General features: G+C 68.2%; 25 protein-coding genes. 12 read left to right on the forward strand and 13 right to left on the reverse strand.

Annotated features, from left to right (window positions below; all coding sequences use genetic code 11):
- Positions 1-80: 80 nt before the first annotated feature.
- On the forward strand, positions 81-404 hold the full coding sequence (locus L1081_RS10115) for a hypothetical protein (RefSeq protein ID WP_489416288.1): 324 nt from the start codon (positions 81-83) through the stop codon (positions 402-404).
- Here the strand turns inward: L1081_RS10115 and pgeF are convergent.
- The gene (pgeF, locus tag L1081_RS10120) at positions 336-1,103 is read right to left on the reverse strand and encodes a peptidoglycan editing factor PgeF (RefSeq protein WP_489416289.1); all 768 of its coding nucleotides are present in this window, start codon (positions 1,101-1,103) and stop codon (positions 336-338) included. The two genes, L1081_RS10115 and pgeF, sit on opposite strands and share 69 nt — an antisense overlap.
- 14 nt (positions 1,104-1,117) lie before the next feature.
- Positions 1,118-1,756 carry a maleylacetoacetate isomerase gene (gene maiA / locus L1081_RS10125; protein ID WP_489416763.1) on the reverse strand — a complete coding sequence of 213 codons (639 nt, stop codon included), beginning with the start codon at positions 1,754-1,756 and terminating at the stop codon, positions 1,118-1,120.
- Positions 1,757-1,847: 91 nt separating this feature from the next.
- Between maiA and L1081_RS10130 the strand changes: the two genes are divergently transcribed.
- The 4 genes from L1081_RS10130 (at position 1,848) to L1081_RS10145 (ending at position 4,502) form a co-directional block, all read left to right on the forward strand.
- The gene (locus tag L1081_RS10130) at positions 1,848-2,549 is read left to right on the forward strand and encodes a fumarylacetoacetate hydrolase family protein (RefSeq protein ID WP_489416290.1); all 702 of its coding nucleotides are present in this window, start codon (positions 1,848-1,850) and stop codon (positions 2,547-2,549) included.
- A gap of 19 nt (positions 2,550-2,568) precedes the next feature.
- Positions 2,569-3,120, forward strand: a complete 552-nt coding sequence (locus L1081_RS10135; RefSeq protein WP_124959480.1) for an NUDIX hydrolase — start codon at positions 2,569-2,571, stop codon at positions 3,118-3,120.
- 65 nt (positions 3,121-3,185) lie between these two features.
- Entirely contained in the window at positions 3,186-3,635 is a 450-nt protein-coding gene (locus L1081_RS10140) for a CreA family protein (protein ID WP_489416291.1), read from the forward strand.
- A gap of 363 nt (positions 3,636-3,998) precedes the next feature.
- Positions 3,999-4,502: a peptidoglycan DD-metalloendopeptidase family protein gene (locus L1081_RS10145; protein ID WP_489416292.1), complete on the forward strand. Its 504-nt coding sequence runs from the start codon at positions 3,999-4,001 to the stop codon at positions 4,500-4,502.
- A gap of 19 nt (positions 4,503-4,521) precedes the next feature.
- On the opposite strand, the gene L1081_RS10150 is transcribed toward L1081_RS10145, so the two are convergent.
- Complete coding sequence (locus L1081_RS10150) at positions 4,522-6,171, reverse strand: phospholipase D-like domain-containing protein (protein ID WP_489416293.1); 1,650 nt, start codon at positions 6,169-6,171, stop codon at positions 4,522-4,524.
- A gap of 191 nt (positions 6,172-6,362) precedes the next feature.
- Here L1081_RS10150 and L1081_RS10155 point away from each other — a divergent pair, with 191 nt between their 5' ends.
- Positions 6,363-7,787, forward strand: a complete 1,425-nt coding sequence (locus L1081_RS10155; protein WP_489416294.1) for a saccharopine dehydrogenase NADP-binding domain-containing protein — start codon at positions 6,363-6,365, stop codon at positions 7,785-7,787.
- On the forward strand, positions 7,788-9,101 hold the full coding sequence (locus L1081_RS10160; RefSeq protein WP_489416295.1) for an FAD-dependent oxidoreductase: 1,314 nt from the start codon (positions 7,788-7,790) through the stop codon (positions 9,099-9,101).
- On the opposite strand, the gene L1081_RS10165 is transcribed toward L1081_RS10160, so the two are convergent.
- From L1081_RS10165 to L1081_RS10195, 7 genes are all read right to left on the reverse strand, one after another.
- Positions 9,098-11,521, reverse strand: a complete 2,424-nt coding sequence (locus L1081_RS10165) for a catalase (RefSeq protein WP_489416296.1) — start codon at positions 11,519-11,521, stop codon at positions 9,098-9,100. The two genes, L1081_RS10160 and L1081_RS10165, sit on opposite strands and share 4 nt — an antisense overlap.
- 95 nt (positions 11,522-11,616) lie before the next feature.
- Positions 11,617-11,808: an aminoglycoside phosphotransferase gene (locus L1081_RS10170; protein WP_489416297.1), complete on the reverse strand. Its 192-nt coding sequence runs from the start codon at positions 11,806-11,808 to the stop codon at positions 11,617-11,619.
- A 20-nt stretch (positions 11,809-11,828) separates the two neighbouring features.
- Complete coding sequence (locus tag L1081_RS10175) at positions 11,829-12,446, reverse strand: hemerythrin domain-containing protein (protein ID WP_489416298.1); 618 nt, start codon at positions 12,444-12,446, stop codon at positions 11,829-11,831.
- 131 nt (positions 12,447-12,577) lie between these two features.
- A complete protein-coding gene (locus L1081_RS10180; protein ID WP_489416299.1) occupies positions 12,578-13,072 on the reverse strand; it encodes a hemerythrin domain-containing protein in 495 nt (164 codons plus the stop codon).
- A gap of 95 nt (positions 13,073-13,167) precedes the next feature.
- Positions 13,168-13,671: a hypothetical protein gene (locus tag L1081_RS10185; RefSeq protein ID WP_489416300.1), complete on the reverse strand. Its 504-nt coding sequence runs from the start codon at positions 13,669-13,671 to the stop codon at positions 13,168-13,170.
- Positions 13,672-13,687: 16 nt separating this feature from the next.
- Positions 13,688-14,467: an alpha/beta fold hydrolase gene (locus L1081_RS10190; RefSeq protein ID WP_489416301.1), complete on the reverse strand. Its 780-nt coding sequence runs from the start codon at positions 14,465-14,467 to the stop codon at positions 13,688-13,690.
- Positions 14,448-15,587: a DUF3182 family protein gene (locus L1081_RS10195; protein ID WP_489416302.1), complete on the reverse strand. Its 1,140-nt coding sequence runs from the start codon at positions 15,585-15,587 to the stop codon at positions 14,448-14,450. Before L1081_RS10195 ends, L1081_RS10190 begins: the two co-directional genes overlap by 20 nt.
- Before the next feature lie 418 nt (positions 15,588-16,005).
- Between L1081_RS10195 and L1081_RS10200 the strand changes: the two genes are divergently transcribed.
- The 3 genes from L1081_RS10200 (at position 16,006) to L1081_RS10210 (ending at position 17,325) form a co-directional block, all read left to right on the forward strand.
- Positions 16,006-16,206: a hypothetical protein gene (locus L1081_RS10200; protein WP_489416303.1), complete on the forward strand. Its 201-nt coding sequence runs from the start codon at positions 16,006-16,008 to the stop codon at positions 16,204-16,206.
- 162 nt (positions 16,207-16,368) lie between these two features.
- Positions 16,369-16,914, forward strand: coding sequence for an isochorismatase family protein (locus tag L1081_RS10205; RefSeq protein ID WP_489416304.1), 546 nt, complete (start codon positions 16,369-16,371; stop codon positions 16,912-16,914).
- A gap of 60 nt (positions 16,915-16,974) precedes the next feature.
- The gene (locus L1081_RS10210; protein WP_489416305.1) at positions 16,975-17,325 is read left to right on the forward strand and encodes a VOC family protein; all 351 of its coding nucleotides are present in this window, start codon (positions 16,975-16,977) and stop codon (positions 17,323-17,325) included.
- 22 nt (positions 17,326-17,347) lie between these two features.
- Here the strand turns inward: L1081_RS10210 and L1081_RS10215 are convergent, their stop codons facing one another.
- Together L1081_RS10215 and L1081_RS10220 are read right to left on the reverse strand one after the other, a co-directional pair.
- Positions 17,348-17,821 carry a CBS domain-containing protein gene (locus L1081_RS10215; protein WP_489416306.1) on the reverse strand — a complete coding sequence of 158 codons (474 nt, stop codon included), beginning with the start codon at positions 17,819-17,821 and terminating at the stop codon, positions 17,348-17,350.
- Positions 17,822-17,843: 22 nt separating this feature from the next.
- Positions 17,844-18,158 carry a hypothetical protein gene (locus tag L1081_RS10220; RefSeq protein ID WP_012747132.1) on the reverse strand — a complete coding sequence of 105 codons (315 nt, stop codon included), beginning with the start codon at positions 18,156-18,158 and terminating at the stop codon, positions 17,844-17,846.
- A 249-nt stretch (positions 18,159-18,407) separates the two neighbouring features.
- On the opposite strand from L1081_RS10220, the gene L1081_RS10225 reads away from it, so the two are divergent.
- Both L1081_RS10225 and L1081_RS10230 read left to right on the forward strand, forming a co-directional pair.
- Positions 18,408-18,887 carry a YetF domain-containing protein gene (locus L1081_RS10225; RefSeq protein ID WP_489416307.1) on the forward strand — a complete coding sequence of 160 codons (480 nt, stop codon included), beginning with the start codon at positions 18,408-18,410 and terminating at the stop codon, positions 18,885-18,887.
- A gap of 39 nt (positions 18,888-18,926) precedes the next feature.
- On the forward strand, positions 18,927-20,708 hold the full coding sequence (locus L1081_RS10230) for a thiamine pyrophosphate-requiring protein (protein ID WP_489416308.1): 1,782 nt from the start codon (positions 18,927-18,929) through the stop codon (positions 20,706-20,708).
- An 18-nt stretch (positions 20,709-20,726) separates the two neighbouring features.
- Here the strand turns inward: L1081_RS10230 and L1081_RS10235 are convergent, their stop codons facing one another.
- Entirely contained in the window at positions 20,727-21,164 is a 438-nt protein-coding gene (locus L1081_RS10235; RefSeq protein ID WP_489416309.1) for a hypothetical protein, read from the reverse strand.
- Positions 21,165-21,166 lie beyond the last annotated feature (2 nt).

A 21,166-nucleotide genomic window follows, 5' to 3' on the forward strand; every position in this document is an offset into this window, starting at 1 on the left:
GATGGCTTGCGTATTTTGAGTATCCTGCATTTCGCAAGGCGCCCACAACGCTCCCGCTCACTTACCGACTGAAACTTCTTGTGTTTATCCACCTGATCGTGATTGGCTGGCTCTACGTCGCCCTGATGATGGCCGTGGCCGAAGCCACCAACACCACGGGCACCGTACTGGGTGCCATCTTCACATTTCTTTTGTACGGATTGGCGCCTGTCGCACTGGTGGTTTACCTGATGGGCACCCCGGGGCGGCGCCGCGCGATCAGGGAGCGCGAGGAAAAGGCGCAGGAAGAAGCGCGCCGCGCCGCGAGCGAGGCGGCCGCGGCGGCAGGCACGGATTCAGACCTTCCAGACCAGCGCGGCGAAACGCCCGCTGACGCCGTCCCGCCGGTGCGAAAAGAACCGTGACGGATTGGCGACGGTGCACCACGCGTCGCTGCCGTCGTTGCCATGCACCGATTCCACGCCAGCTGCGCAAAGGCGCTGGCGCGCAAGCGCGGGAAGATCAGCCAGCCACTTGCCGGGTGCCGGCGCGGGCCGGAAGCAGCGTGCAGCCTCGGGTGCATGCGCCTCGAACGCAGCCCTGACCTCGGGCCCGACCTCGAAGGCCCCGGGGCCGATGCAGGGGCCGAGCCAGGCCATGACCTTGCCGCCGCCCTGCACGGGCTCGAAGCACCGGGCCGCCGCCTCGAGCACGCCGCCGGCCAGGCCGCGCCAGCCGGCATGCGCGGCCGCCACGCGCTGGCCCGCTTCGTTGGTGAAGAGCACGGGCAGGCAGTCGGCCACCATGATCGTGCAGGCTACGCCGGTGGCCGTGGCGGTGCAGGCGTCGGCTGGCGTGCCGTCGCGCAGGGTGCCGGCTTCAGGGTCGAGCGCCACCAAGCCGTTGCCGTGCACTTGCTGAAGAAAGACCGGCCGCGCGCCGCCGATGGCCTGCGCCAGGCGATGGCGGTTTTCGGCGACGTGGGCGGCCAGGTCGCCCACGTGGTCGCCAAGGTTGAGGCTCTGGTAGCGGCCCTGCGAAACACCGCCGTGGCGCGTGGTGCACACGGCCCGCACATTGGGCGGCGCCGGCCAATGGGGCACGAGCCAGTGCGCGTCGTCCATGGCAGCGGGCCCGCTCAGGCTTCCGCGTCGGGGCACTGCGAAGGCTGGGCGCGCTGGAAGGCGTCGAGCTCCATGCAGGCCTCGAAGGCGGCCATGGTGCGCGGCAGCCCGCTGAAGTCGCAGTCGAAGCGGCGGCCGTTGAAGATCTGCGGCACCAGGCAGCAGTCGGCCAGCGTGGGCGTGTCGCCGTAGCAGAAGCGGCCGCCGGGATGCTGCGCGAGCTGGCGCTCGAAGGCCAGCATGCCGTCGCGCACCCAGTGGCGGTACCAGGTGTTCTTGGCCTCGTCGTCGAGCTTGAGTTCCTTCACCAAGTATTTGAGCACGCGCAGGTTGTTGAGCGGATGGATCTCGCAGGCAATGGACTGCGCCAGTGCGCGCACATGGGCGCGGCCCACGGGGTCGTGCGGCAGCAGTGGCGGCTCGGGGTAGGTTTCGTCCAGGTATTCGATGATGGCCATCGACTGCGAAAAGCGCTCGCCCTCATCCTCGAGCAGCGGCACCAGCATGTCGGCCGAGATGGCCGAGTACGGCCCGGTTCGATGCTCGCCGCGGGCGATGTGCACCGGGATGTAGTCGAACTCCAGGCCCTTCAGATGGAGCGCAATGCGCACACGGAACGACGAGGAGGATCGGAAGTAGTTGTGCAGCTTCATCATCCCGCAAGCATAGCGCCGCACCGGCAGCCCGGGCCGGCCTCTGGCACACTGCCGCTTTTCTCCGTTCCGCTGAAAAAGGACAGACGCAATGGCTTCCGAGTTTGTTTTCGCCCCGCCCGCGACCGTTTCGATCCCCGTGGTCGGCCAGGCGGCCCGTTTTCCGGTGCACCGCATCTACTGCGTGGGCCGCAACTACGAGGACCACGCCAAGGAAATGGGTTTTACCGGCCGCGAGCCGCCCTTCTTCTTCATGAAGCCGGCCGATGCGCTGGTGGTGGTCGATGCGGGCCAGACCGGCGCCATGGCCTACCCCACGCTCACCAAGAACCTGCACCACGAGATCGAGCTCGTGGTGGCGATCGGCACCGGCGGCAAGAACATTGCGGCGGCCGATGCGCACAAGCACATCTACGGCTATGCCGTGGGCCTGGACATGACGCGGCGCGACCTGCAGAACGACATGAAGAAGCAGGGCCGCCCCTGGGACATCGGCAAGGGCTTCGAGCAGAGCGCGCCCATCGGCCCGATCGTGCCGGTGGCCGAGGCCGGCGATGCCGAGAACGCTGAAATCTCGCTGCAGGTCAACGGCAGCGACCGCCAGCGCAGCACCGTGAGCAAGCTGATCTGGAACGTGGCCGAAACCATCGAGCATCTGTCAGCCGCGTGGGAGCTGCAGCCCGGCGACCTGATCTACAGCGGCACGCCCGAAGGCGTGGCGGCGGTGGTGGCGGGCGACACGCTGGTGGGCGAAGTGGCCGGCCTGCCAAAGCTCACCATCAAGATCGCCTGAAACCCACGCTCGCCGCTCCATGATCCTGCGCGTACCCATCAAGCACTGCAAGAACTGCGGCACCGCAGTGGTCTACCGCGTTCCCGACGACGGCGACACCAAGGAGCGCGCGGTCTGCCCGGCCTGCAGCACCATCCACTACGAGAACCCGCTGAATGTGGTGGGCACCATTCCCGTCCTCGGCGACAGGGTGCTGCTGTGCAAGCGCAACATCGAGCCGCGCTGGGGCAAGTGGACGCTGCCCGCGGGCTTCATGGAACTGGGCGAAACCGCGGCCCAGGGCGCGGCCCGCGAGACCGACGAAGAGGCCGGCGCCCACTACGAGATGCAGGGCCTGTTCGCGGTGATCAGCGTGGTGCGGGTGGGCCAGGTGCACTTGTTCTACCGCGCCCGCCTGCTCGATGACCGCTTCGACCCCGGTCACGAGACCATCGAGGCCCGGCTCTTCACCGAGGAAGAGATTCCCTGGGAAGAGATCGCCTTTCGCACCGTGCGCGAGGCGCTGGAGCACTTCTTCGAAGACCGGCGGCGCGGCAGCTTCGACCGCGTGCACGAACTCAGCATCGTTTGAAACAACACCCCATGACCCAGGCCCCCCGCGCTCCCCTCCTCCGTCGCGGAGCCTTCGCATCCGGCATGGCGATCGGCCTTGCGCTGACCTCGGCCGCGCATGCGGAAACGGTGGGCGACGTGGACACCGCATTCAAGCTCATCGGCCCCGACCACAAGATCGTGGTGGAGGCCTACGACGACCCCAAGGTGAACGGCGTGACCTGCTATGTCTCGCGCGCCAAGACCGGCGGGCTGGCCGGCGCCTTCGGCGTGGCGGAGGACAAGTCCGAAGCCTCCATTGCCTGCCGCCAGGTCGGGCCGGTCAGCATCACGCAGCCGCTGCCCAAGCGGGAAGAGGTCTACAGCGAGCGGCTGTCGATCCTGTTCAAGCGGCTGCGCGTGGTGCGCATGGTCGATGCCAGGCGCAACACGCTGGTCTACCTCACCTACTCCGACCTGCTGATCGAGGGTTCGCCGAAGAACAGCGTGACGGCGGTGCCGATCGACCGCGGCACGCCGATTCCGCTCAAGTAGAGCCGGCCCCGGCGGAGTTTGCTAGCATGGGCAGGGCCTGTTCACACTACTAACGGAGATCGCGTTGTTCGGCAAAGGGGCTGGCTGCAAGGCGCCTGTGCGCAGCAAGGCTCACGCCTTGCAAGCGCAGGCAACGCCGCAGACGGCCCCTTTGCCGAACAACTCGAAGGGAAGGCATGCCAAAGCGGCCAACTCCGCGTTGCACTTCTTGCGTGTGCCGACGCACACGCGGCGTCGTGCGCCTTGATTTGTCCGCTTTGGCATGCCTTCGCGACTCCGTTAGTAGTGTGAACAGGCCCTAGGTGGCTCGCCCGGCGCGCCGACCGCGGGAACCCTCAGCAACGAATTCGTTCCAAAAGAGCCATGCACCTTCAGACATTTGCCTTTCGTACCGGCGCCGCGCTTGTGGTGGCCGCCGGCCTGGCCGCCTGCACCACGCCGCAGCCGCCCGCGCGGCCCGGCGTGACTATTCCACCGCCCGTGCAGCAGCCCCAGGCCATGTTCATCCGGCCCGCCGCCGGCACCACCATTGCCCGCTTCGACGGCGTGCGCAACAAGGGCCTCGACATTGCCGGCAACCTGGGCGACCCCATCGTGGCTTCGGCCGATGGCCGCGTGGTGTACGTGGGCGGCGAACTGCGCAGCTACGGCAACATGGTCATCATCAAGCACAACGAGACCTTCCTCACCGCCTACGCCCATGCGCAGACCATCCTCGTGAAGGAAAACGCGGTGGTCCGGCAAGGCCAGAAGATCGCCGAAATGGGCAAGAGCGAAACCGACCGCGTGAAGCTGCATTTCGAGATCCGCAAGAACGGCACCGCCGTCGATCCTGAGCCCTACCTGAACGGACGCCTGCAGCAATAGCGCCTGCCCGGGGCGCGCTCTACAGCAGGCTCTCGGGCACCAGCGGGGCGAACAGCTCCAGCTTCCAGCGCGACCAGAAATCCGTTTCCGGCTCCACATGCAGGATGGTGTCGGCGCCGTCGCCCGAGGCCGGGCTCACCCATTCGATGCCGCCGCGCGGCCCCAGCTGCAGCTGGTAGGCGCCGTCGAGCCGGATGAAACCGATCAGGCTGGTGAGCTGCTGGGCAATCTGCGGGCTGAAGATGAACAGGCCGATCTCGGTGTTGTGCAGCATCGAGCGCGGATCGAAATTCATCGAGCCGATGAACACCATGCTGCGATCGACCACGGCCGACTTTCCATGCAGCCGGCCGCTGGCCGAGCCGTAGATGCCGAAGCGCTTGGTCTGCTCGACGCGCTTGGGGCTCAGTTCGTAGAGCTCCACGCCCAGGGCGAGCATCTCGGGCCGGTAGCGGCGATAGCCGATGTGCACCAGCGATTCGTCCGTGGCGGCCAGCGAATTGGTCACGATGGTGTAGCTCGCGCCCCGTTGCCGCACGATGCGGATCGTCTCCATGCCGCCGCGCCCCGGAATCAGGTAGGGCGTGGTCTGCAGGATCTCCTGCTGGGCGCCGCGCAGGTACCGCTGCATGTTGTAGAGCACGCTGTCGGTCGACTCGTCGGCCGGCAGTCCGCGGGCCTTGTCCGTGGGGGCCAGTGCCTTGGCGGGCGCGTCGGCATAGGCTTCGGCTCGCGCCCAGACGAGCGACAGCGCGCCTTCGCCCAGGTCCTTGCCGAGCGCATTGTTGCCCAGCAGGTCGGTGGAAGTCAGCGGCTCGGGATGCAGCGTGTCCGGCCCGGCGGTCAATTGCTCGAAGTGTTCGCGCAGTTGCTGCGGCGTGGCGCCGCCGCTGGAGACCAGCGACTCGATCGGATAGACGTACGGGCTGTTCCAGTACATGTCGAACAGCGACGACAGCCGCGGCACCACCGTGCCGGCCACCAGCGTGTCGATGTCGATGAAGTTGGAGCCGCCATCGCGCAGGAAGTATTCGTTGGCGATGTTGCGCCCGCCCATGACCGCCATCGTGTTGTCCACCACGAAGAGCTTGTTGTGCATGCGGCGGTGCACGCGGTCGAAGTCGAGCAGCGACGCCGCCCAGCGCGTGCCCAGAAAATCGCGGCCGGCCGGGAACGGATTGAAGAAGCGCACCTCCACGTTCGGATGCGCCGCGAAGCCCGCGAACAGCGGATCGGCACCCGCGGTGTAGAGATCATCCACCAGCAGGCGCACGCGCACGCCGCGGTCGGCCGCGTCGCGCAGCGTGCGCAGCAGGTAGCGGCCGGTTTCGTCGTTCTGCACCAGGTAGTACTGCACGTCGATCGAGCGCTGGGCGCGGCGCGCGAGCTCGACGCGCGCATGCAGCGAATACTGCGGCATCGGCAGCAGCCGGAAACCGCTCAGCCCCTGCCCCGGCGGCGAAGCCGCTGCCACCAGGCGTCCCAGCACGGTGTCGCCCCCGTCGGCGATGGCCACCGAAGGCTTGCGCTCCACCCCGGCCGGCAGCCCCGCGCAACCGCCCAGGAACAGCAGGGCCAGGCCGAGCAGCAGCAGCCAGGACGCACGCCAGAGGCCAGGGCCGGCCGGCGGCACGGAATGTCGTGGATTGAAGGAGAAGTCTTCGGCCATCGGTGCGATGCAATGCGCGACGTGCGCAGGGTGGCCGGTTTCTACCACGGCCCCGGGCGAAAACCCCGCTCATGGAGTCCTCCTACACCATCGGCAAAGGCAAGCTGACGCATCCGCCGGCGCAGGCGCGCCACATTCCCGCGAGGAACCGACGAGGCCGGCCCGTCCGGCGCGACTCAGAGAGGTGACGGATGACGAAGAAGAACGAACCGCTGGCTCGCCTGGACGGCAAACTCACGATGATCGGCTTCGGCTCCATCGGGCAGGCGCTGCTGCCTTTGCTGTTCCGCCATTTCGGCCTCAAGGCGGCCGACGTCAAGATCGTGAAGCCCGGCGAAGACCGCAGCGGCCTTGCGAGGGAGCTGGGCGTCGAGGTCATTCCGGTGCGGCTCGAGGAAGGCAACTTTGCCGCCGTGCTGGAGCCGCTGGTGGACAAGGGCGACTTCCTGGTCAATCTTTCGGTCGACGTGTCGAGCCTGGCGCTCATCAAGCTCTGCCGCGAACGCGGCGCGCTCTACCTGGACACCTGCAACGAGCCCTGGGGCGGCCGCTACGACGATCCCGGGCTTCCGCCTTCGCGCCGCTCGAACTACAGCCTGCGCGAAGAGGTCCTGGCCTGGCGCCTCGACAAGCGCAGCGGGCCGACGGCAGTGATCACGCAGGGCGCGAACCCGGGACTGGTTTCGGCGCTGCTCAAGCAGGCCTTGCTGAACATCGCGGCCGACACGCATGCCGAGCTCGAAGCCATGCCCGCGAGCTACGAGGACTGGGCGGCGCTCGCGCAGCAGCTGGGCATCAAGGTGGTGCACATCGCGGAGCGCGACACGCAGGTTGCGAAAGCGCGCAAGCAGCGCGGCGAGTTCGTCAACACCTGGTCGGTGCAGGGCTTCGTCGACGAGGGCCTGCAGCCCGCCGAGCTGGGCTGGGGAACGCACGAACGGCACTGGCCGGCCGATGCCGCGCGGCACGGCTTCGGCAGCGATGCGGCCATCTACCTGGAGCGCCCGGGCATCGGCACGCGCGTGCGCAGCTGGACGCCGCTGGAGGGCCCGTACCACGGCTTCCTGGTGACGCATGCCGAATCGATTTCCATTGCCGACCACCTGACGCTGCGCAAGGACGGCCAGGTGGTGTACCGCCCCACGGTGCACTATGCCTACCACCCCTCGGACGACGCCGTGCTCTCGCTGCACGAGTTGGCGGGAAAGAACTGGCAGCTGCAGCACCGCCAGAGGATCGTGCGCGACGAGATCGCCGAAGGCATGGACGAACTCGGCGTGCTGCTGATGGGCAATCCCAAGGGCGCCTACTGGTACGGCTCGCGGCTCACCATCGAGCAGGCGCGCGAACTGGCGCCCGCCAACAGTGCCACCAGCCTGCAGGTGGTGGCCGGCATCCTGGGCGGGATGTCGTGGGCGCTGCGCCATCCCGATGCGGGCCTGGTGGAGCCGGACGACCTGGATCACCGCGTGGTGCTGGAAGCCGCCCTGCCCTACCTCGGAGAAGTGGCGGGCGTGTATGGCGACTGGACGCCGCTGAAGGACCGCAGCCCGCTCTTCGACGAGGAGAAGGACGAAGACGACCCCTGGCAGTTCATCAACTTCCGGGTGGCCTGATTGCTGCTGCGCAAAGAACTCGGCGTCGTCGAGAACTCCTACTACGAAGCCAGCGTGCAGCGGGCGGCGCGCTTCGAGCCCGCGCGTCCGCTCGAGGGCATTGCCACCGCCGATGTGTGCGTGGTGGGCGGCGGGCTCGCGGGGCTGTCGGCCGCGCTCGAGCTCGCCTTGCGCGGCTACGCGGTGGTGCTGCTCGAGGCGCAGCGCGTGGGCTGGGGCGCCTCGGGCCGCAACGGCGGCCAGGTGATCGTCGGCTTCGGCGCCGACGGCGAAGAGGCCATCGAAAAGCAGTTCTCGCCCGAGGACACGCGCCGCGCCTGGGACATTTCCGTCGAGGGCCTGGACCTGCTGCAGCAGCGCATCGCCAGCCATGCGATCGACTGCGACTGGCAGGCCGGCTACCTGAACCTGTCGGTCAAGCCCGCGAAGTCGCGCGCGCTGCGCGAATGGATGGACCACGTGGGCCGGGTCCACGGCTATCCGCTCCAGTGGCTCGGGCCCGGCGAGGTCGCGCAGTGGGTGGACAGCAAGCGCTTCGACAGCGGCACCTTCGATGCGCGCTCGGGCCATCTGCATCCGCTGAAGTATTCGCTGGGCCTGGCGTCCGCGGCGCGCGCGGCCGGCGCGCAGCTGCACGAGAACTCGGCGGCGCAGGTGATCGAGCGCGGCGCGCGGCCCGTCGTCAAGACCGCGCAGGGCGAGGTGCGCTGCAGCTTCGTGGTGCTGGCGGGCAATGTCTACCTGGCCGAGTACGGGGACGACGTGGCGCCCGAGGTTTCGTCGCGCATCATGCCCGTGGGCACCTACATGATCGCGACCGAGCCGATGGCGCCCGCGCGCGCCGATGCACTCATGCGCGGCAGGCCGGCCGCGTCGGACACGAACTTCGTGCTCGACTACTTCCGGCTGAGCGCCGACCATCGCCTGCTGTTTGGCTCGGGCGACAGCTACAGCGCGCGGACGCCGCGCAACCTCATCGAGAAGATCCGCAAGAGCATGCTCGCGGTGTTTCCGCAGCTTGCGGACCTGGGCATCGACCATGCGTGGGGCGGCTTCGTCGACATCACGATGAACCAGGCTCCGGACTTTGGCCGCATCGGAACCAACATCTACTACCTGCAGGGCTTCTCGGGCCACGGCCTGGCGCTCACAGGCATGGCGGGCAAGCTGGCGGCCGAGGCCATCGCGGGCCAGGCGGAACGCTTCGACCTGTTCGCACGCATCGGGCACCACGCCTTTCCCGGCGGCACCTTGCTGCGCACGCCCGCGCTGGTGCTGGGGATGATGTACTACCGGCTGCGGGACTTTCTCTAGGCGGCGTCCACCACCAGCGCCCCGATCTCCCGCGCCGGATGCCGGTGCTTCGCGAGCGCTGCGACGAAGGCCTCGATGGTGGATTCGAAATTCTCCGCCGCGCCGCGCAGCACGCCCGGGTCCGCGTCGCCCGACGGCAGGGTCTCGGGAATCTTCGCCTCGGCCAGCAGCGTTGCCGAGGCTCCGAGCGCGAGGATGGTCTTGCCGTGCAGGAACTGGTCCTTGATGAACTGCTCGGTGTAGGCCTTGGCGCGGAGAAGCTCCACGCCTTCGGCGCCATCGGGCAGCACGAGCGCATCGAACAGGAAGCCGGGTTCGTTTTCCATCGAGGCGTCGGCTTCCATCGCCTCGCCTTCGGCCGTGCGGAACGGTCCGATGCGCGGACCCACCAGGCGGCCCACGGCGCCTTCGGCCAGCAGTGCCGCCTGGATGGCCGCGATCTGCCCGCCCTGCACGCCGTCCGCCACCAGCAGCGCCACCTTGCGCGTGCGCACGGAACCATCGCCGGGCCGCGCCGTCAGCGAGAGTGCGTGCGAATGCGTGATCTCCGGCTTTGCAGGCTGCGCAAGCGCCCGGGGCAGCGCGGGCGGCACCGGAATGCCGAGCCCGTCGGCCACCTGCTGCGCGAGCAGCGGCGATGCATTGACGAGGCTCGCCACCATGCGCTCGCGCACGGCAGGCACGGTGCACTTGGAAAGCTCGAAGCGGAACGCCGCCGCAATGTGGGCCTGCTCGGTGGGCGTCTGGCTTTCGAAGAAGAGCGTGGCCTGCGTGTAGTGGTCGGCAAACTTCTCGGGCTTGCCGCGCACCTTGTCCTGCTCCACACGCTGCGGAAAAGTCATGAAGCCAGCCGAAGCCCCCGCCTGGAACGGACAGCCGCCGCCCAGCGAATTGGGCTCGTAGGCCGCGCGGCCGCGGTGAATGGCCTGGCGGTGCATGCCGTCGCGCTGGTTGTTGTGCACCTGCGCAACGGGCGCGTTGATCGGCAGCTCGTGGAAGTTCGGGCCGCCGAGCCGGGTGATCTGCGTGTCGACGTACGAGTGGATGCGCCCGGCCAGCAGCGGATCGTTGGTGAAGTCGATGCCCGGCACCACGTGCGCGGCACAGAAGGCCACCTGCTCGGTCTCCGCAAAAAAGTTGTCGGGATTGCGGTTGAGCACCAGGCGCCCCACGGGCGTGAGCGGCACCAGTTCCTCGGGCACGATCTTGGTGGCGTCGAGCACGTCGAAGCTCAGGGCCTCCGCCTCTTCCTCGGTGAAGATCTGCAGGCCCAGTTCCCATTCCGGAAACTCCCCGGCCTCGATGGCTTCCCAGAGGTCGCGGCGGTGGAAGTCGGGGTCGGCGCCCGAGATCTTCACGGCCTCGTCCCACACCAGTGAATGCGTTCCGAGAACCGGCGACCAGTGGAACTTGCAGAACACCGATTCGCCGGCCTCGTTCACGAGCCGGAAGGTGTGCACGCCAAAGCCCTGCATCATGCGGTAGCTGCGCGGGATGGCGCGATCGGACATCTGCCACATCAGCATGTGGGTCGACTCGGGCATGAGCGAGACGAAGTCCCAGAAGGTGTCGTGCGCGCTCGCGGCCTGCGGCATCTGGTGATGCGGCTCGGGCTTCACGGCGTGGACCAGGTCGGGAAACTTCATGGCGTCCTGGATGAAGAACACGGGCATGTTGTTGCCCACCAGGTCCCAGTTGCCCTCGTCCGTATAGAACTTGACGGCGAAGCCGCGCACGTCGCGCGCGGTGTCCTTGGAGCCGCGCTCGCCGGCCACGGTGGAAAAGCGCACGAAGACCGGCGTGATCTTTCCGCCTTCGCGCAGCGGCGCCGCCTTGGTGAACTGCGGGATGCCTTCGTAGCATTCGAAGTAGCCGTGGGCGCCCGAGCCGCGCGCATGCACGATGCGCTCGGGAATGCGCTCGTGGTCGAAATGCGTGATCTTCTCGCGCAGGATGAAGTCTTCGAGCAGCGCGGGGCCGCGCAGGCCGGCCTTCAGCGAATTCTGGTTGTCCGCGATAGGCACGCCCTGGTTGGTGGTGAGCCGCTGGCCGCCCGAGTCGACGCGCACCCGGTCCAGCGATTCGATGGTGGCATTCAGGCCCGGCATGGCCATGCCGCCGGCCTTCTCCGAATTGATCTCTTCCGACAAGGTACTGGCCGTTGCCGCGGACGACAGCGGCTGCACGGCCTGTCCCGCCTGCGGGCGAAGCGCGTTGTCGTGGCCATGCTCCAGCGGCTTGTTCGCATTGAAGGGCATTGCAGCCGCCAGCGCCTGCGCATGCGCGGCTTTCTGCGATGGCGGATCGGGCGGCGGGCCGCCCGGCAAATGCGCGGCGCCGCTGTCGGTGTTGCGGGCGGCCGCTGCTGCGCTGGTGGCGGCGCTGTCGGAATCGGGAGGAGGCGTTCTGGAAGGCGACATGAATACTCCGTTCGATGGGATGAAGGGAAAACGATGGCGCGAGCCATCGGCCCCGATGAAGTGGTCGGGCGCGTCGCCGGCAAGGCCGACGGGATTCAGCGCACTGCGCGCTCGCGTCCCAGCTTGCCCTCGGCCGCCAGCTGGAGAACGCCCTCGGCAAACTTCATGAGTTCTTCCGAGAGCGGCGCACCCGGCGCGAGAACGCCCACGCGCTCGGCCAGGGCCTGGAACGCGGCGCGTGGGGACTCGGGCGCGGCGGGCAGGGGAATGTTGGTGTCTTCGGGCATGGGCGGTCTCTCCTGGTGCCTCAGGTGCGCGCGTGATGCGCATGGTGCGCGTGGGGCCAGCGCAGATGGCCGGAACGCCGCGCGAGCAGCAGCCCGGCCGCGGCCAGGCCGACCATGGCAATGGCGGCCGTGTTGCCGGATGCCGCGCGGCCCATGTCGAGTGCGATCTCGCCGGTGCGCGGTCCGGCAAGCTGCAGCCGGCGCTTCGTCATCTGCGCGCCCAGTTCGCCGAGCCTGTCGGCCAGCAGCCTCTCGGCGGCCGGCAGGAGAATGGTTTCCTCGTCGGCCACGTGGTGCATCACGTCGCGCATCAGCGCCGACAGGGTGTCGTCGTAGTCGCGCGCCTCCGGCTCCATGGCGCGCAGCAGGCCAATCAGGCGGCGCATCTCGGAATGCTCCTCGAGCGCCTTGGTGATGCTTTCGTCGTCCTCGCAGACCTTGCGCATCTCGGGATAGAAGATTTCTTCCTCGAGCTGCGCATGGATCTCGAGCGCGGTGCAGATGGTGTTGACCAGCCCTTTCTTCACCCGTGGCGGCGCGCCGGCCTTGTACTGGTGGAAGGTGGAGAACACGTGCGTGTGGTCCAGGCGAATCATGTTGGTCGCCGTGGGAAAGAGCCGGGAGACGATGTTTGTCATGTGGAACTCCAGGATGGGACGCCCCCCGAAGCGCCTGCGGCGCCTCCCCCATTGGGGGCGCACCCGGTGGCCCGGCGAAGCCGGTTCCACGGGTGCGCTGGGCTGGGTTGTCGCGGGTTGTGTGCGGCCGGTCAGGCGGCTGCGGTGAGCTCTTCCATGAGCTCTTCCTTACGCGCGGCGAGCTGCTCGCGCATGGCCACCAGGTCGAGCCCCCTGGCGGCGCGCGCCTTGACGAAGATCTCGTTGCGCTCTTCCTTCACGTGGTGGTCGATGTATTCGCCCAGCACGATGACCTTGGCATCGAACTTGTCGTCCACCTCGGTGGCGGCTTCGATCTGCGCGATCAGTTCCTTGGCGCTGGTGTGCTCGACCTCGGCTTCGTCAAGAAGATCGGTTTCGCTGATTGCCTCGCGCAGGGCCGGATAAAAAATCTCTTCCTCGATCTGGGCATGAACCGTCAGTTCGGTGCAGATCTGGTTGGCGAGTTCGCGCTTCTTCTGCTGCACGTCGGCGGCGCGCGAATGGGTCAGTTCCTCGTACGCCTTGAACATCTTCTTGACGTTGCGGTGGTCGGTATCGAGAAGGCTGCATGCATCGGGTGCTGCGCGCTTGGTGGAGTTGGGCATCGTGGGCTCCGGTTGGGTTGATGGAAGCCGAACGATGAAAGGGCTGCCGGCGCCGCGGCGTAGGAAAGCTCCCTGAGTGCGCGTAGCAAGGTGCGCTACTCGTGCGCGCTGCGGCGCTGGGCCAGCAGGCATCCGGCCGCCAGCCCTACGGCGAACAATCCGTAGACGACACCCAGGGAGCGCTTCGAAAGGTGGTGCTCGAAGCCCGGCCTGAGCCGGTGCGGGGTGATCGTGTAGTCCACCGCGCAGGCCAGCGCGGTGGCGACGCCGGCGCTAGCGAGCGCAGCGGGAACCGACTGCGCGGGATGCCGGCTGGCATGCAGCCAACCATAAATCAGCGCCCAGAAGATGGCGCTCGCATGGTGCGTGGCATAGCCCAGCGCGGTGTGCTTCAGCGTGGGCCGGCGCACATCGAAGGCCTGGTCGCCCCAGAGCCAATGGCTGGTGGCGTTGGTCGGCGCCACCATGCTGCCGGCCTCGCGCCGGCCGCACAGCATCAGCGCGGCGGTGGAGGCAATGCTTGCCAGGGTTCCCGCGACGAGGCCGGTCCGCAGCGTCGAGCGTTGTCTTTCGGTCAGGGTTCGGGTGAGGATTTTCATAGGGGAGCCTGTCTGTCTATGCGGGACTCGCGGAGACCGGCCGCGTCATGGTGCCGGTCGCCCGGGCGCCGAGCGTCATTTCGGTCACCCAGGAAACCAGGAGTTGTCCATAGGCCTGGCGGTGCGCCTGCTTCGACAGCGCATGGTCGGCACCGGAGAGGACCCGGTAGGTCGCGGAGCGCACGCGCTTGAAGGCACCCAGGTAGTTCTCGATGACAGGGTGCGGCACGATCTGGTCGTGCTCCGACTCCACGATCAGCACGTCGCCCGTGAATGCCTCGCAGGCCGCGAGCGCCCGGTTGTCGCGCGGGCCCACCAGGGTGCGGCGGTAGGCCACGAGGTCGGGCCTGCTCAGCTGGCCCTTGGGCGCGAGCCACTCGCGGTCGCGGTAGAGCGCCGGCGCCCGCAGCGCGAGCCAGCGCACCGGCCGCATGGTGCTGACCAGTGCCGCCAGGTAGCCGCCGTAGCTGCTGCCGACGATGGCAATGGCCTGCGGGTCGACGGTCGGGTGGCTGATGAGCGTGTCGTAGGCCGCGAGCACGTCGCGCAGGTTGTCCTCGCGCGTGACCTCCTGGCGCAGCGAGGCATGGCGCGCATGGCCGCGCAGGTCGAAGGTGAGGCAGACGCAGCCGAGCGCGGCGATTTCGTGCGCGCGTGCGATGTACTGCTCCTGGCTGCCATCCCAGCCATGGACCAGGAGAACGCCGGGCACCATCGTGGAGGCGGCAACCAGGGTTCCGGCAATGTGTTGGCCGTCTACGGATATGTCTATGAAGTTATGTCGTGTCGCTGTCATATGGCTGGAACAATGCGTATTTGGCGAGCGGCCCGATCTGCGAGTCGACGCCGCGGTAGTGCACCGTCGCGCCGGCCGGGATCGCCGGCGCATCACCATACGCCTCGAAGCAGGAGATGCGCACGCGCTCGAGCGCCGGGTCGCGCCAGAAGCATTCGAGCGCGACCATCTCGGCCCCGGTGGCGCCGCCCACGCGCCACGACTGCTCGAGCACACCCGAGCGCCAGGCGCCGTCCGCGCCCATGCCCTGCGCCACGTCGTAATTCACGCGGGAGGCAAAGAAGCCCGGATAGCACTCGATCACCGCATGGTGGTAGCGCCGCGCCTGGTCGATGGCCAGGCAAAGCGCCGGCGGCGGGCTGGTCATGGCCAGCAGCGCATCGAAGTTGCCGCGCACGAGCGTCAGGTCGGAGCCGCCGTAGACGTTCTGGCCGGTGTTGTCGCACGTCATCCGCTGACGGCCGAAGTAGCTCACGATCATCTGGTCGACCAGCACCTGCCCGACGCTGTAGGTTTCCGGCTTGGCGAGGTTCTCTTCGAGCACCACGCCGTGCAGCGCGATCTCGCTCTCGTCCATGGCCGCGAGGCAGCTGTCCAGGGCATCGGCATCGGCGGCCATGGCCTGGCCCCGCCCGCCGGTGGCGCACACCGGCTTGATGCGCACCGCGCCGCGTTCCAGCAGGTGGCGCCCGGCCCATCGCGCGTCCTCGACCGAGAACGCGGAAAAGCCGCCGAGCACCGCATGCGACACGGCGGGGGCGAAGGCCGGCTCCCATCCCTCGGGGCAGACCGCCGCCCTGCCCACCAGCGGGTGCGTGATCGCCTTGGTGGCAACGAAGGGGTGCGGAACCACGCCGCCGAACAGGTCGTGCAGCGTCGAGATGCCGAGCGAGCGCGCGAGCTGCGTGCTGGCGATGGTGTCGCTCGGCACGAAGTACAGCGGCGTGCTCTCATGCGCGCGCGAGGCATCGTATTCGCCTGCGTAGCGGAACTGCTTCAGCGCTGCGAGCCGCTGCGCGAAATTGCTGCGCGTGGCCCGTTCGTGATCGCTGCCGTAGGCCTGCGGATCCGCGCTCCAGACCACGACGCTGCCGCCGGTGCTCTTGAGGACCGTGTCCACGAGGGCGACTCCCGAGCTGAAAAGTGTGTCCATGGCATGGGCCCGGGCTTAGCGGTGCTCCTCCAGGCGGATGCCGGAGGAAGCACCGGTGACAAAGGCAAGAGGCCGGGGGAAAGCGGATCTGTTCATCGGGAGAACTCCTTGTGAACGGTTGGCTGGGTGCATGGGGGCTATCCGTGCATCTCGATGAGGCCGGCTCCTACAGAAGGCCCTCCTGCACGGGCCTAGCTTTTGGCTTCTTTGCAGCAGGCTCGCAGCTCGCAGCAGGCGTCGTCCTCGCACTGATGGTCGGACAGGTTTCGGCCCGGCGGGGCGGGATAACGCGCGTCGTTGTGAAAGAGGCCTCCTACGCAGCAACCGCCAAACCGTCCCTTCTCCCGCGGGCGCATACTCCGTTGCACAACAACCGAGGACGAACATGCCCGCTCCTTCCAACCCGGAGTCCCGTGCGCTTGCCAAGCTTGCCTGGGAGGCCGCCTGGGAACGGCTGGGCAATGCGCTGCAGCCGCCGGCCGGCTATCCGCCCGCCACGCCGGAGCAGCTGGCCGAGTGCTTCGAGGTCGCGCAAGCACGGCTCGACGAGGTGCGCGCGGCGTTCGGCGTGCCGCAAGACCATTGAACGGCGGCCCCGGCCGACCCTGACCGCGCTGCGTGGCGGCGACTTTCGCGGCCACGCGCGGCTTTCCTACGGCTGCGGCGCTGGCCATTGGGAATGGTGGGCGCCATGGCGCCTCCCCGCTCCCAGCCCCCCGCCCTCGCACCGGCTCCCGCCGCGGGCCACATGGCCCTCTTGATCATCGACATGATCAGTTGCTGGGACTTTCCCGACGCCGAAAAGCTGTTGCCCGGCGCGCACGCCATTGCGCGGCGCATTGCGGCGCTGAAGGCGCGCTGCATGCGCGCCGGGGTGCCCGCCATCTACGTCAACGACAACCGCGGACGCTGGCGCTCGGACTTTCGCAAGCTGGTGGAGCTGTCGCTGGCCTCTGGGGGCGCCGGCGCCGAGATCACCTCGGCGCTGCTGCCCCAGGAGACCGACTACTTCGTGCTCAAGCCCAAGCAGTCCGCCTTCTTCGCGACGCCGCTCGAGCTGCTGCTCGCGTACCTGAAGGCCACGCGGCTGATCGTGACCGGCGTGGCGAGCGACCAGTGCATCTGGGCCACCGTGGCCGATGCGGGCATGCGCGACCTGCAGGCCATTGTTCCGCGCGATTGCGTCGCCTCGCAGACGAGCGCACGCAATGAGCGCTTCCTGCGCCAGGCGCAAGAGGCGCTGCGCGTCTCCACCACGCCCGGTCCGCGCATCCGCCTGGCCGCGAAGCGCTGATGCAGTTGGAGGACCACCGTGTATGCGCATATCCAGCTCGGCGTGCAGGACCTTCCCCGCATGACCGCCTTCTACGATGAGGTGCTGCGCCACTTCGGCATGGTGCGATTCACCGATCTTGCGCGTGTGGGCCCGGCGGGCGTGCTGTGGCGGCACCCGGGCGCGCGCTGGCCGCAGTTCGTGATCAATCATCCGTTCAACGGCGACCCGCCCAACACCGCCAACGGCTCGCAGGTGAGCTTTCTGGCCGCCTCGCGGCAGGCCGTCGACGCCGCATGGAAAAGCGCCCTGGCCCAGGGAGCCACGGACATCGGCCCGCCCGGCCTGCGGCCGCGCTACGCCGAAGACTTCTACGCCGCCTACTGCCTGGACCCCGAAGGGCACAAGCTGTGCTTCGTGCACACGCCGTAGGCGGACGAAGCCCGCGTCGGAGCTACGAGGCGCCCCCGCCGGCGGGCCCGCTTGCCGCGGACTGCCCCGAACGGTCGGGCTCGGCCGGCTGGGAAATGATGTTGAGCGTGTCGCCGGCCTTGCCGATGTCGCCCTTCGCGGCGGTGTCGCCCAACGACAGCATGCCCACCAGCCTGCGGCCGCGGTCCACCACCGGCATCCGCCGCACCTGGTAGCCGGCCATCTCGTCCATCACGGTTTCGACGTTGTCGTTCTCGCTGCACCACTTGACGTCCTTCGACATCACCTCGGACAGCGCGGTGTCCAGCGGGCGCGTCTGCGCGACCACGCGAAGCACGATGTCGCGGTCAGTCACCATGCCCAGAAGCCGCTGGCCGTCGCACACGGGAATGGCGCCGATGTCCAGCTCGTCCATGGCCTGGGCGGCCAGCGCCACCGTATCGGATGGCGACAGGGTTCGCACGCCGCGGGTCATCAGTTCGGATACGCGTGTCATTGGATGTTTTCCTTGGGGTAGGTCAGCCGCTGCGCCGCTCGGCATTGCGCTTGCGCGTGGCCGCAGCCTTCTTGGCCGATGCCGAGCGTTCGGCGGCCGTGCGGGATGCCGCCGCGGCGCCGCCCTTGTGGCCTCCGGTGCGCGAGGGCGCGTGGTTCTCTGCCTTGCCGCGGCCGCTGCCGCTCTTCTTGCCGCCACCGGTCTCGGCGTTGACGGTGGCCCAGGCGCGCCTTTCGGCTTCGCCCTTGCCCACGCCGCGATGCTCGTAGCCTTCCTCGATGTGCTCGGCCTTGCGTTTCTGCTTGTCCGTATAGGACGACTTGTCACCTCTTGGCATTGCTTTCTCCTGAAGTCCTGAAGCGTGAAGGAGCGTTTCATGCTGCGCGTTTCGTACCCTCCGTGGGTCGGAGGACACAGGCCTTGTGCGTGGGAGCAGTCTGGCGGCGCCGCGGCGCATCACCGCCCGACGAAGGGCCGTTGTGGGATTGCGCCGACGGTGCCTGAGGCCGATTGCACGACACCCGCAGGCGCGGCCCGCGCGGAACATCGCGGTGCAGGTGGCCGCCCTCGCCGCCGAAGGGCACACATGAACCTGTCCGACTTGTTCTCCCCCGACCAGCCGCTGCTGGAGATGGTGATCCGCGGCAGCGCGATCTACTGGTTCCTCCTGGTGATCTTCCGCTTCGTCCTGCGGCGCGACATCGGCTCGATGAGCATGGCCGACCTGCTGTTCATCGTGCTCGTGGCCGACGCCTCGAGCAGCGCGATGCAGGGCGAATACAAATCCATCACCAATGGCCTGGCCCTGCTGGGCACCCTCATCGCCTGGAACTACCTGCTCGACCTGCTGGGCTACCGCTACGAACTCGTCGCGCGGCTCCTAGAGCCGCCGCCCGAACCGCTGGTGCGGCACGGCAAGCTGGTCGCGCGAACGCTCAGGAAAGAGCGCATCACCGTCGATGAACTGATGGGAAAGCTGCGTGAAGAAGGCGTTGACGATCTCGGCCTGGTGCGCATCGCCCGGCTCGAGAGCGACGGCAAGATCAGCGTCATCCGCAACGAATGAAACACCACGGGCAACGCCCGGCAATGAACTGGAGCCTCGATGAAAAAGACAGTCAGCGATTTCGTGGTCCAGCGCCTGCACGACTGGGGCGTGCGGCGCGTCTACGGCTACCCCGGCGACGGCATCAACGGCCTCATGGGCGCACTCGACCGGGCGGATGGCGCCATCGAGTTCATACAAAGCCGCCATGAGGAGCTGGCCGCCTTCATGGCTTGCGCGCATGCCAAGTTCTCGGGCGAGGTGGGCGTCTGCCTGGCCACCTCGGGACCAGGCGCGATCCACCTGCTGAATGGCCTGTACGACGCAAAGCTCGACCGCCAGCCGGTGGTCGCCATCGTCGGCCAGCAGCAGCGCAGCGCGCTCGGCGGCGACTACCAGCAGGAGGTGGATCTGGTCTCGCTGTTCAAGGACGTGGCGCACGAGTTCGTGCAGATGGCCACCAGCGCCGAGCAGGTTCGCCACCTGATCGACCGCGCGATGCGCATCGCGCGCGACCGCCGCGCGGTCACCTGCGTGATCGTCCCCAACGACGTGCAGGAGCTGCCGGCGGTGCCGGTGCCGCCGCGCAAGCACGGCACCGTGCACAGCGGCATCGGCAGCACGGCCAGTGCCACGGTGCCGAATGCCGCGGCGCTGGGGCATGCGGCAGACATCATCAACGCCGGCAGCAAGGTGGCCATCCTGGCGGGCGCAGGCGCCCTGCATGCCACCGACGAGCTCATCCACACGGCCGAGCGGCTCGGCGCCGGCATTGCCAAGGCCCTGCTCGGCAAGGCGGCGGTGCCCGACGATCTTCCCTTCGTGACCGGCGCCATCGGCGTGCTCGGCACGCGGCCCAGCTCGCGCATGATGGAGGACTGCGACACCCTTCTGATGGTGGGCTCGTCGTTCCCGTACGCCGAATTCCTGCCGCCCGAGGGGCAGGCCCGCTGCGTCCAGATCGACACCGACCCCCGCGCCATCGGGCTGCGCTACCCCACCGAACTGGGCCTGGTCGGCGACAGCCGCGCCACGCTCGCCGCCCTGCTGCCGCTGCTCGACCACAAGGAACACGGCGCCTGGCGCCAAGGCATCGAGGCCGACGTGGCGCGCTGGTGGCGCGTGCTCGAGGCGCGCGCCCATGTGCAGGCCTCGCCGGTCAATCCGCAGCGCGTGTTCTGGGAGCTGTCGCCGCGCCTGCCCGAAGAAACGGTGCTCACATGCGACAGCGGCACCGCAGCCAACTGGTACGCGCGCGACGTCAAGCTGCGCCGCGGCATGAAGGCCAGCCTGTCCGGCGGCCTGGCCACCATGGGCCCGGCCCTTCCCTATGCGATTGCGGCCAAGCTGGTGCATCCCGACCGGCCCGTGGTCGCCATGCTGGGCGACGGCGCCATGCAGATGAACGGCCTCAATGCGCTCATCACGCTGGCGCGCATGTGGCGCGACTGGGCCGATCCGCGCCTGGTGGTCATGGTGCTCAACAACCGCGACCTCAACCTCGTGAGCTGGGAGCAGCGCGTGCTCGGCGGAGATCCCAAGTTCAATGCCTCGCAGGAACTGCCCGACTTTCCCTATGCACGCTTCGCGGAGATGCTTGGGCTTGCGGCCCTGCGCGTCGACACGCCCGAGGCCATCGGCCCGGCATGGGACGCCGCCTTTGCGGCCGACCGCCCGATGCTGCTGGAAATGGTCACCGATTCCGCCGTGCCGCCGCTGCCGCCCGATGTTTCGCTCGCCCAGGCCAAGTCCTATCTGTTGGCCCTGTGGCAGGGTGATCCCGAAGCGATGCGGACCATCAAGGCCACCATGCGGGAATACTGGGCCAGCGCGACAGCGTGATGAACCTTGTCGCTCCTGCTACTGCCCGGTCTTGATGCCCGCCCGGGCCTTCGATTCTTCCTCGCTCGCGCGCGACAGGCACGCGGCCTTGTCGCCGCCCTGCCGCTCGTTGCACTTCTCCCTGGCCACGTCGTAGTTAACCGCCACCCGCGTTTCGGCGAGCCTGCGGGCATTGGCGTCGCTGGGACTGCGCTGATGGTCGAGCTCGGCCAGTGCAATCTTCTGGCGGCCCTGCGCTTCCTTGACGCAGACCACCCGGGCGGGCTCGACCTGCTTTTCGCACTGTTCCAGCGCGCCCTTCAGGTTGGCGTCGATCCGTTCCCGCGCAGCGCCGTATTCGACGATGGCCGGGTCGATCTCGGCCGGATGCGGCGGCGGAGTCTGCGCACCCGCTGGAATGATCACAGCCGCCCACAGCAGCGCGGCGGCGAACAACGCGTGAGGCTTTTTTTGCATGG

Source organism: Variovorax sp. MSC1_012, assembly GCF_023667525.1.
GTDB classification, from domain to species: Bacteria; Pseudomonadota; Gammaproteobacteria; order Burkholderiales; family Burkholderiaceae_C; genus Variovorax; species Variovorax beijingensis_B.

What these genes read in the sequence shown, in the direction of transcription:
- L1081_RS10165 (WP_489416296.1), bottom strand. Translation starts at nt 11,521, where the DNA reads ATGTCGCCTTCCAGAACGCCTCCTCCCGATTCCGACAGCGCCGCCACC.
- maiA (WP_489416763.1), bottom strand. Translation starts at nt 1,756, where the DNA reads ATGAAGCTGCACAACTACTTCCGATCCTCCTCGTCGTTCCGTGTGCGC.
- L1081_RS10170 (WP_489416297.1), bottom strand. Translation starts at nt 11,808, where the DNA reads ATGCCCGAAGACACCAACATTCCCCTGCCCGCCGCGCCCGAGTCCCCA.
- L1081_RS10145 (WP_489416292.1), top strand. Translation starts at nt 3,999, where the DNA reads ATGCACCTTCAGACATTTGCCTTTCGTACCGGCGCCGCGCTTGTGGTG.
- L1081_RS10175 (WP_489416298.1), bottom strand. Translation starts at nt 12,446, where the DNA reads ATGACAAACATCGTCTCCCGGCTCTTTCCCACGGCGACCAACATGATT.
- L1081_RS10180 (WP_489416299.1), bottom strand. Translation starts at nt 13,072, where the DNA reads ATGCCCAACTCCACCAAGCGCGCAGCACCCGATGCATGCAGCCTTCTC.
- L1081_RS10155 (WP_489416294.1), top strand. Translation starts at nt 6,363, where the DNA reads ATGACGAAGAAGAACGAACCGCTGGCTCGCCTGGACGGCAAACTCACG.
- L1081_RS10235 (WP_489416309.1), bottom strand. Translation starts at nt 21,164, where the DNA reads ATGCAAAAAAAGCCTCACGCGTTGTTCGCCGCCGCGCTGCTGTGGGCG.
- L1081_RS10135 (WP_124959480.1), top strand. Translation starts at nt 2,569, where the DNA reads ATGATCCTGCGCGTACCCATCAAGCACTGCAAGAACTGCGGCACCGCA.
- L1081_RS10220 (WP_012747132.1), bottom strand. Translation starts at nt 18,158, where the DNA reads ATGCCAAGAGGTGACAAGTCGTCCTATACGGACAAGCAGAAACGCAAG.
- L1081_RS10230 (WP_489416308.1), top strand. Translation starts at nt 18,927, where the DNA reads ATGAAAAAGACAGTCAGCGATTTCGTGGTCCAGCGCCTGCACGACTGG.
- L1081_RS10185 (WP_489416300.1), bottom strand. Translation starts at nt 13,671, where the DNA reads ATGAAAATCCTCACCCGAACCCTGACCGAAAGACAACGCTCGACGCTG.
- pgeF (WP_489416289.1), bottom strand. Translation starts at nt 1,103, where the DNA reads ATGGACGACGCGCACTGGCTCGTGCCCCATTGGCCGGCGCCGCCCAAT.
- L1081_RS10205 (WP_489416304.1), top strand. Translation starts at nt 16,369, where the DNA reads ATGGCCCTCTTGATCATCGACATGATCAGTTGCTGGGACTTTCCCGAC.
- L1081_RS10140 (WP_489416291.1), top strand. Translation starts at nt 3,186, where the DNA reads ATGGCGATCGGCCTTGCGCTGACCTCGGCCGCGCATGCGGAAACGGTG.
- L1081_RS10225 (WP_489416307.1), top strand. Translation starts at nt 18,408, where the DNA reads ATGAACCTGTCCGACTTGTTCTCCCCCGACCAGCCGCTGCTGGAGATG.
- L1081_RS10190 (WP_489416301.1), bottom strand. Translation starts at nt 14,467, where the DNA reads ATGACAGCGACACGACATAACTTCATAGACATATCCGTAGACGGCCAA.
- L1081_RS10215 (WP_489416306.1), bottom strand. Translation starts at nt 17,821, where the DNA reads ATGACACGCGTATCCGAACTGATGACCCGCGGCGTGCGAACCCTGTCG.
- L1081_RS10200 (WP_489416303.1), top strand. Translation starts at nt 16,006, where the DNA reads ATGCCCGCTCCTTCCAACCCGGAGTCCCGTGCGCTTGCCAAGCTTGCC.
- L1081_RS10210 (WP_489416305.1), top strand. Translation starts at nt 16,975, where the DNA reads ATGACCGCCTTCTACGATGAGGTGCTGCGCCACTTCGGCATGGTGCGA.
- L1081_RS10150 (WP_489416293.1), bottom strand. Translation starts at nt 6,171, where the DNA reads ATGGCCGAAGACTTCTCCTTCAATCCACGACATTCCGTGCCGCCGGCC.
- L1081_RS10130 (WP_489416290.1), top strand. Translation starts at nt 1,848, where the DNA reads ATGGCTTCCGAGTTTGTTTTCGCCCCGCCCGCGACCGTTTCGATCCCC.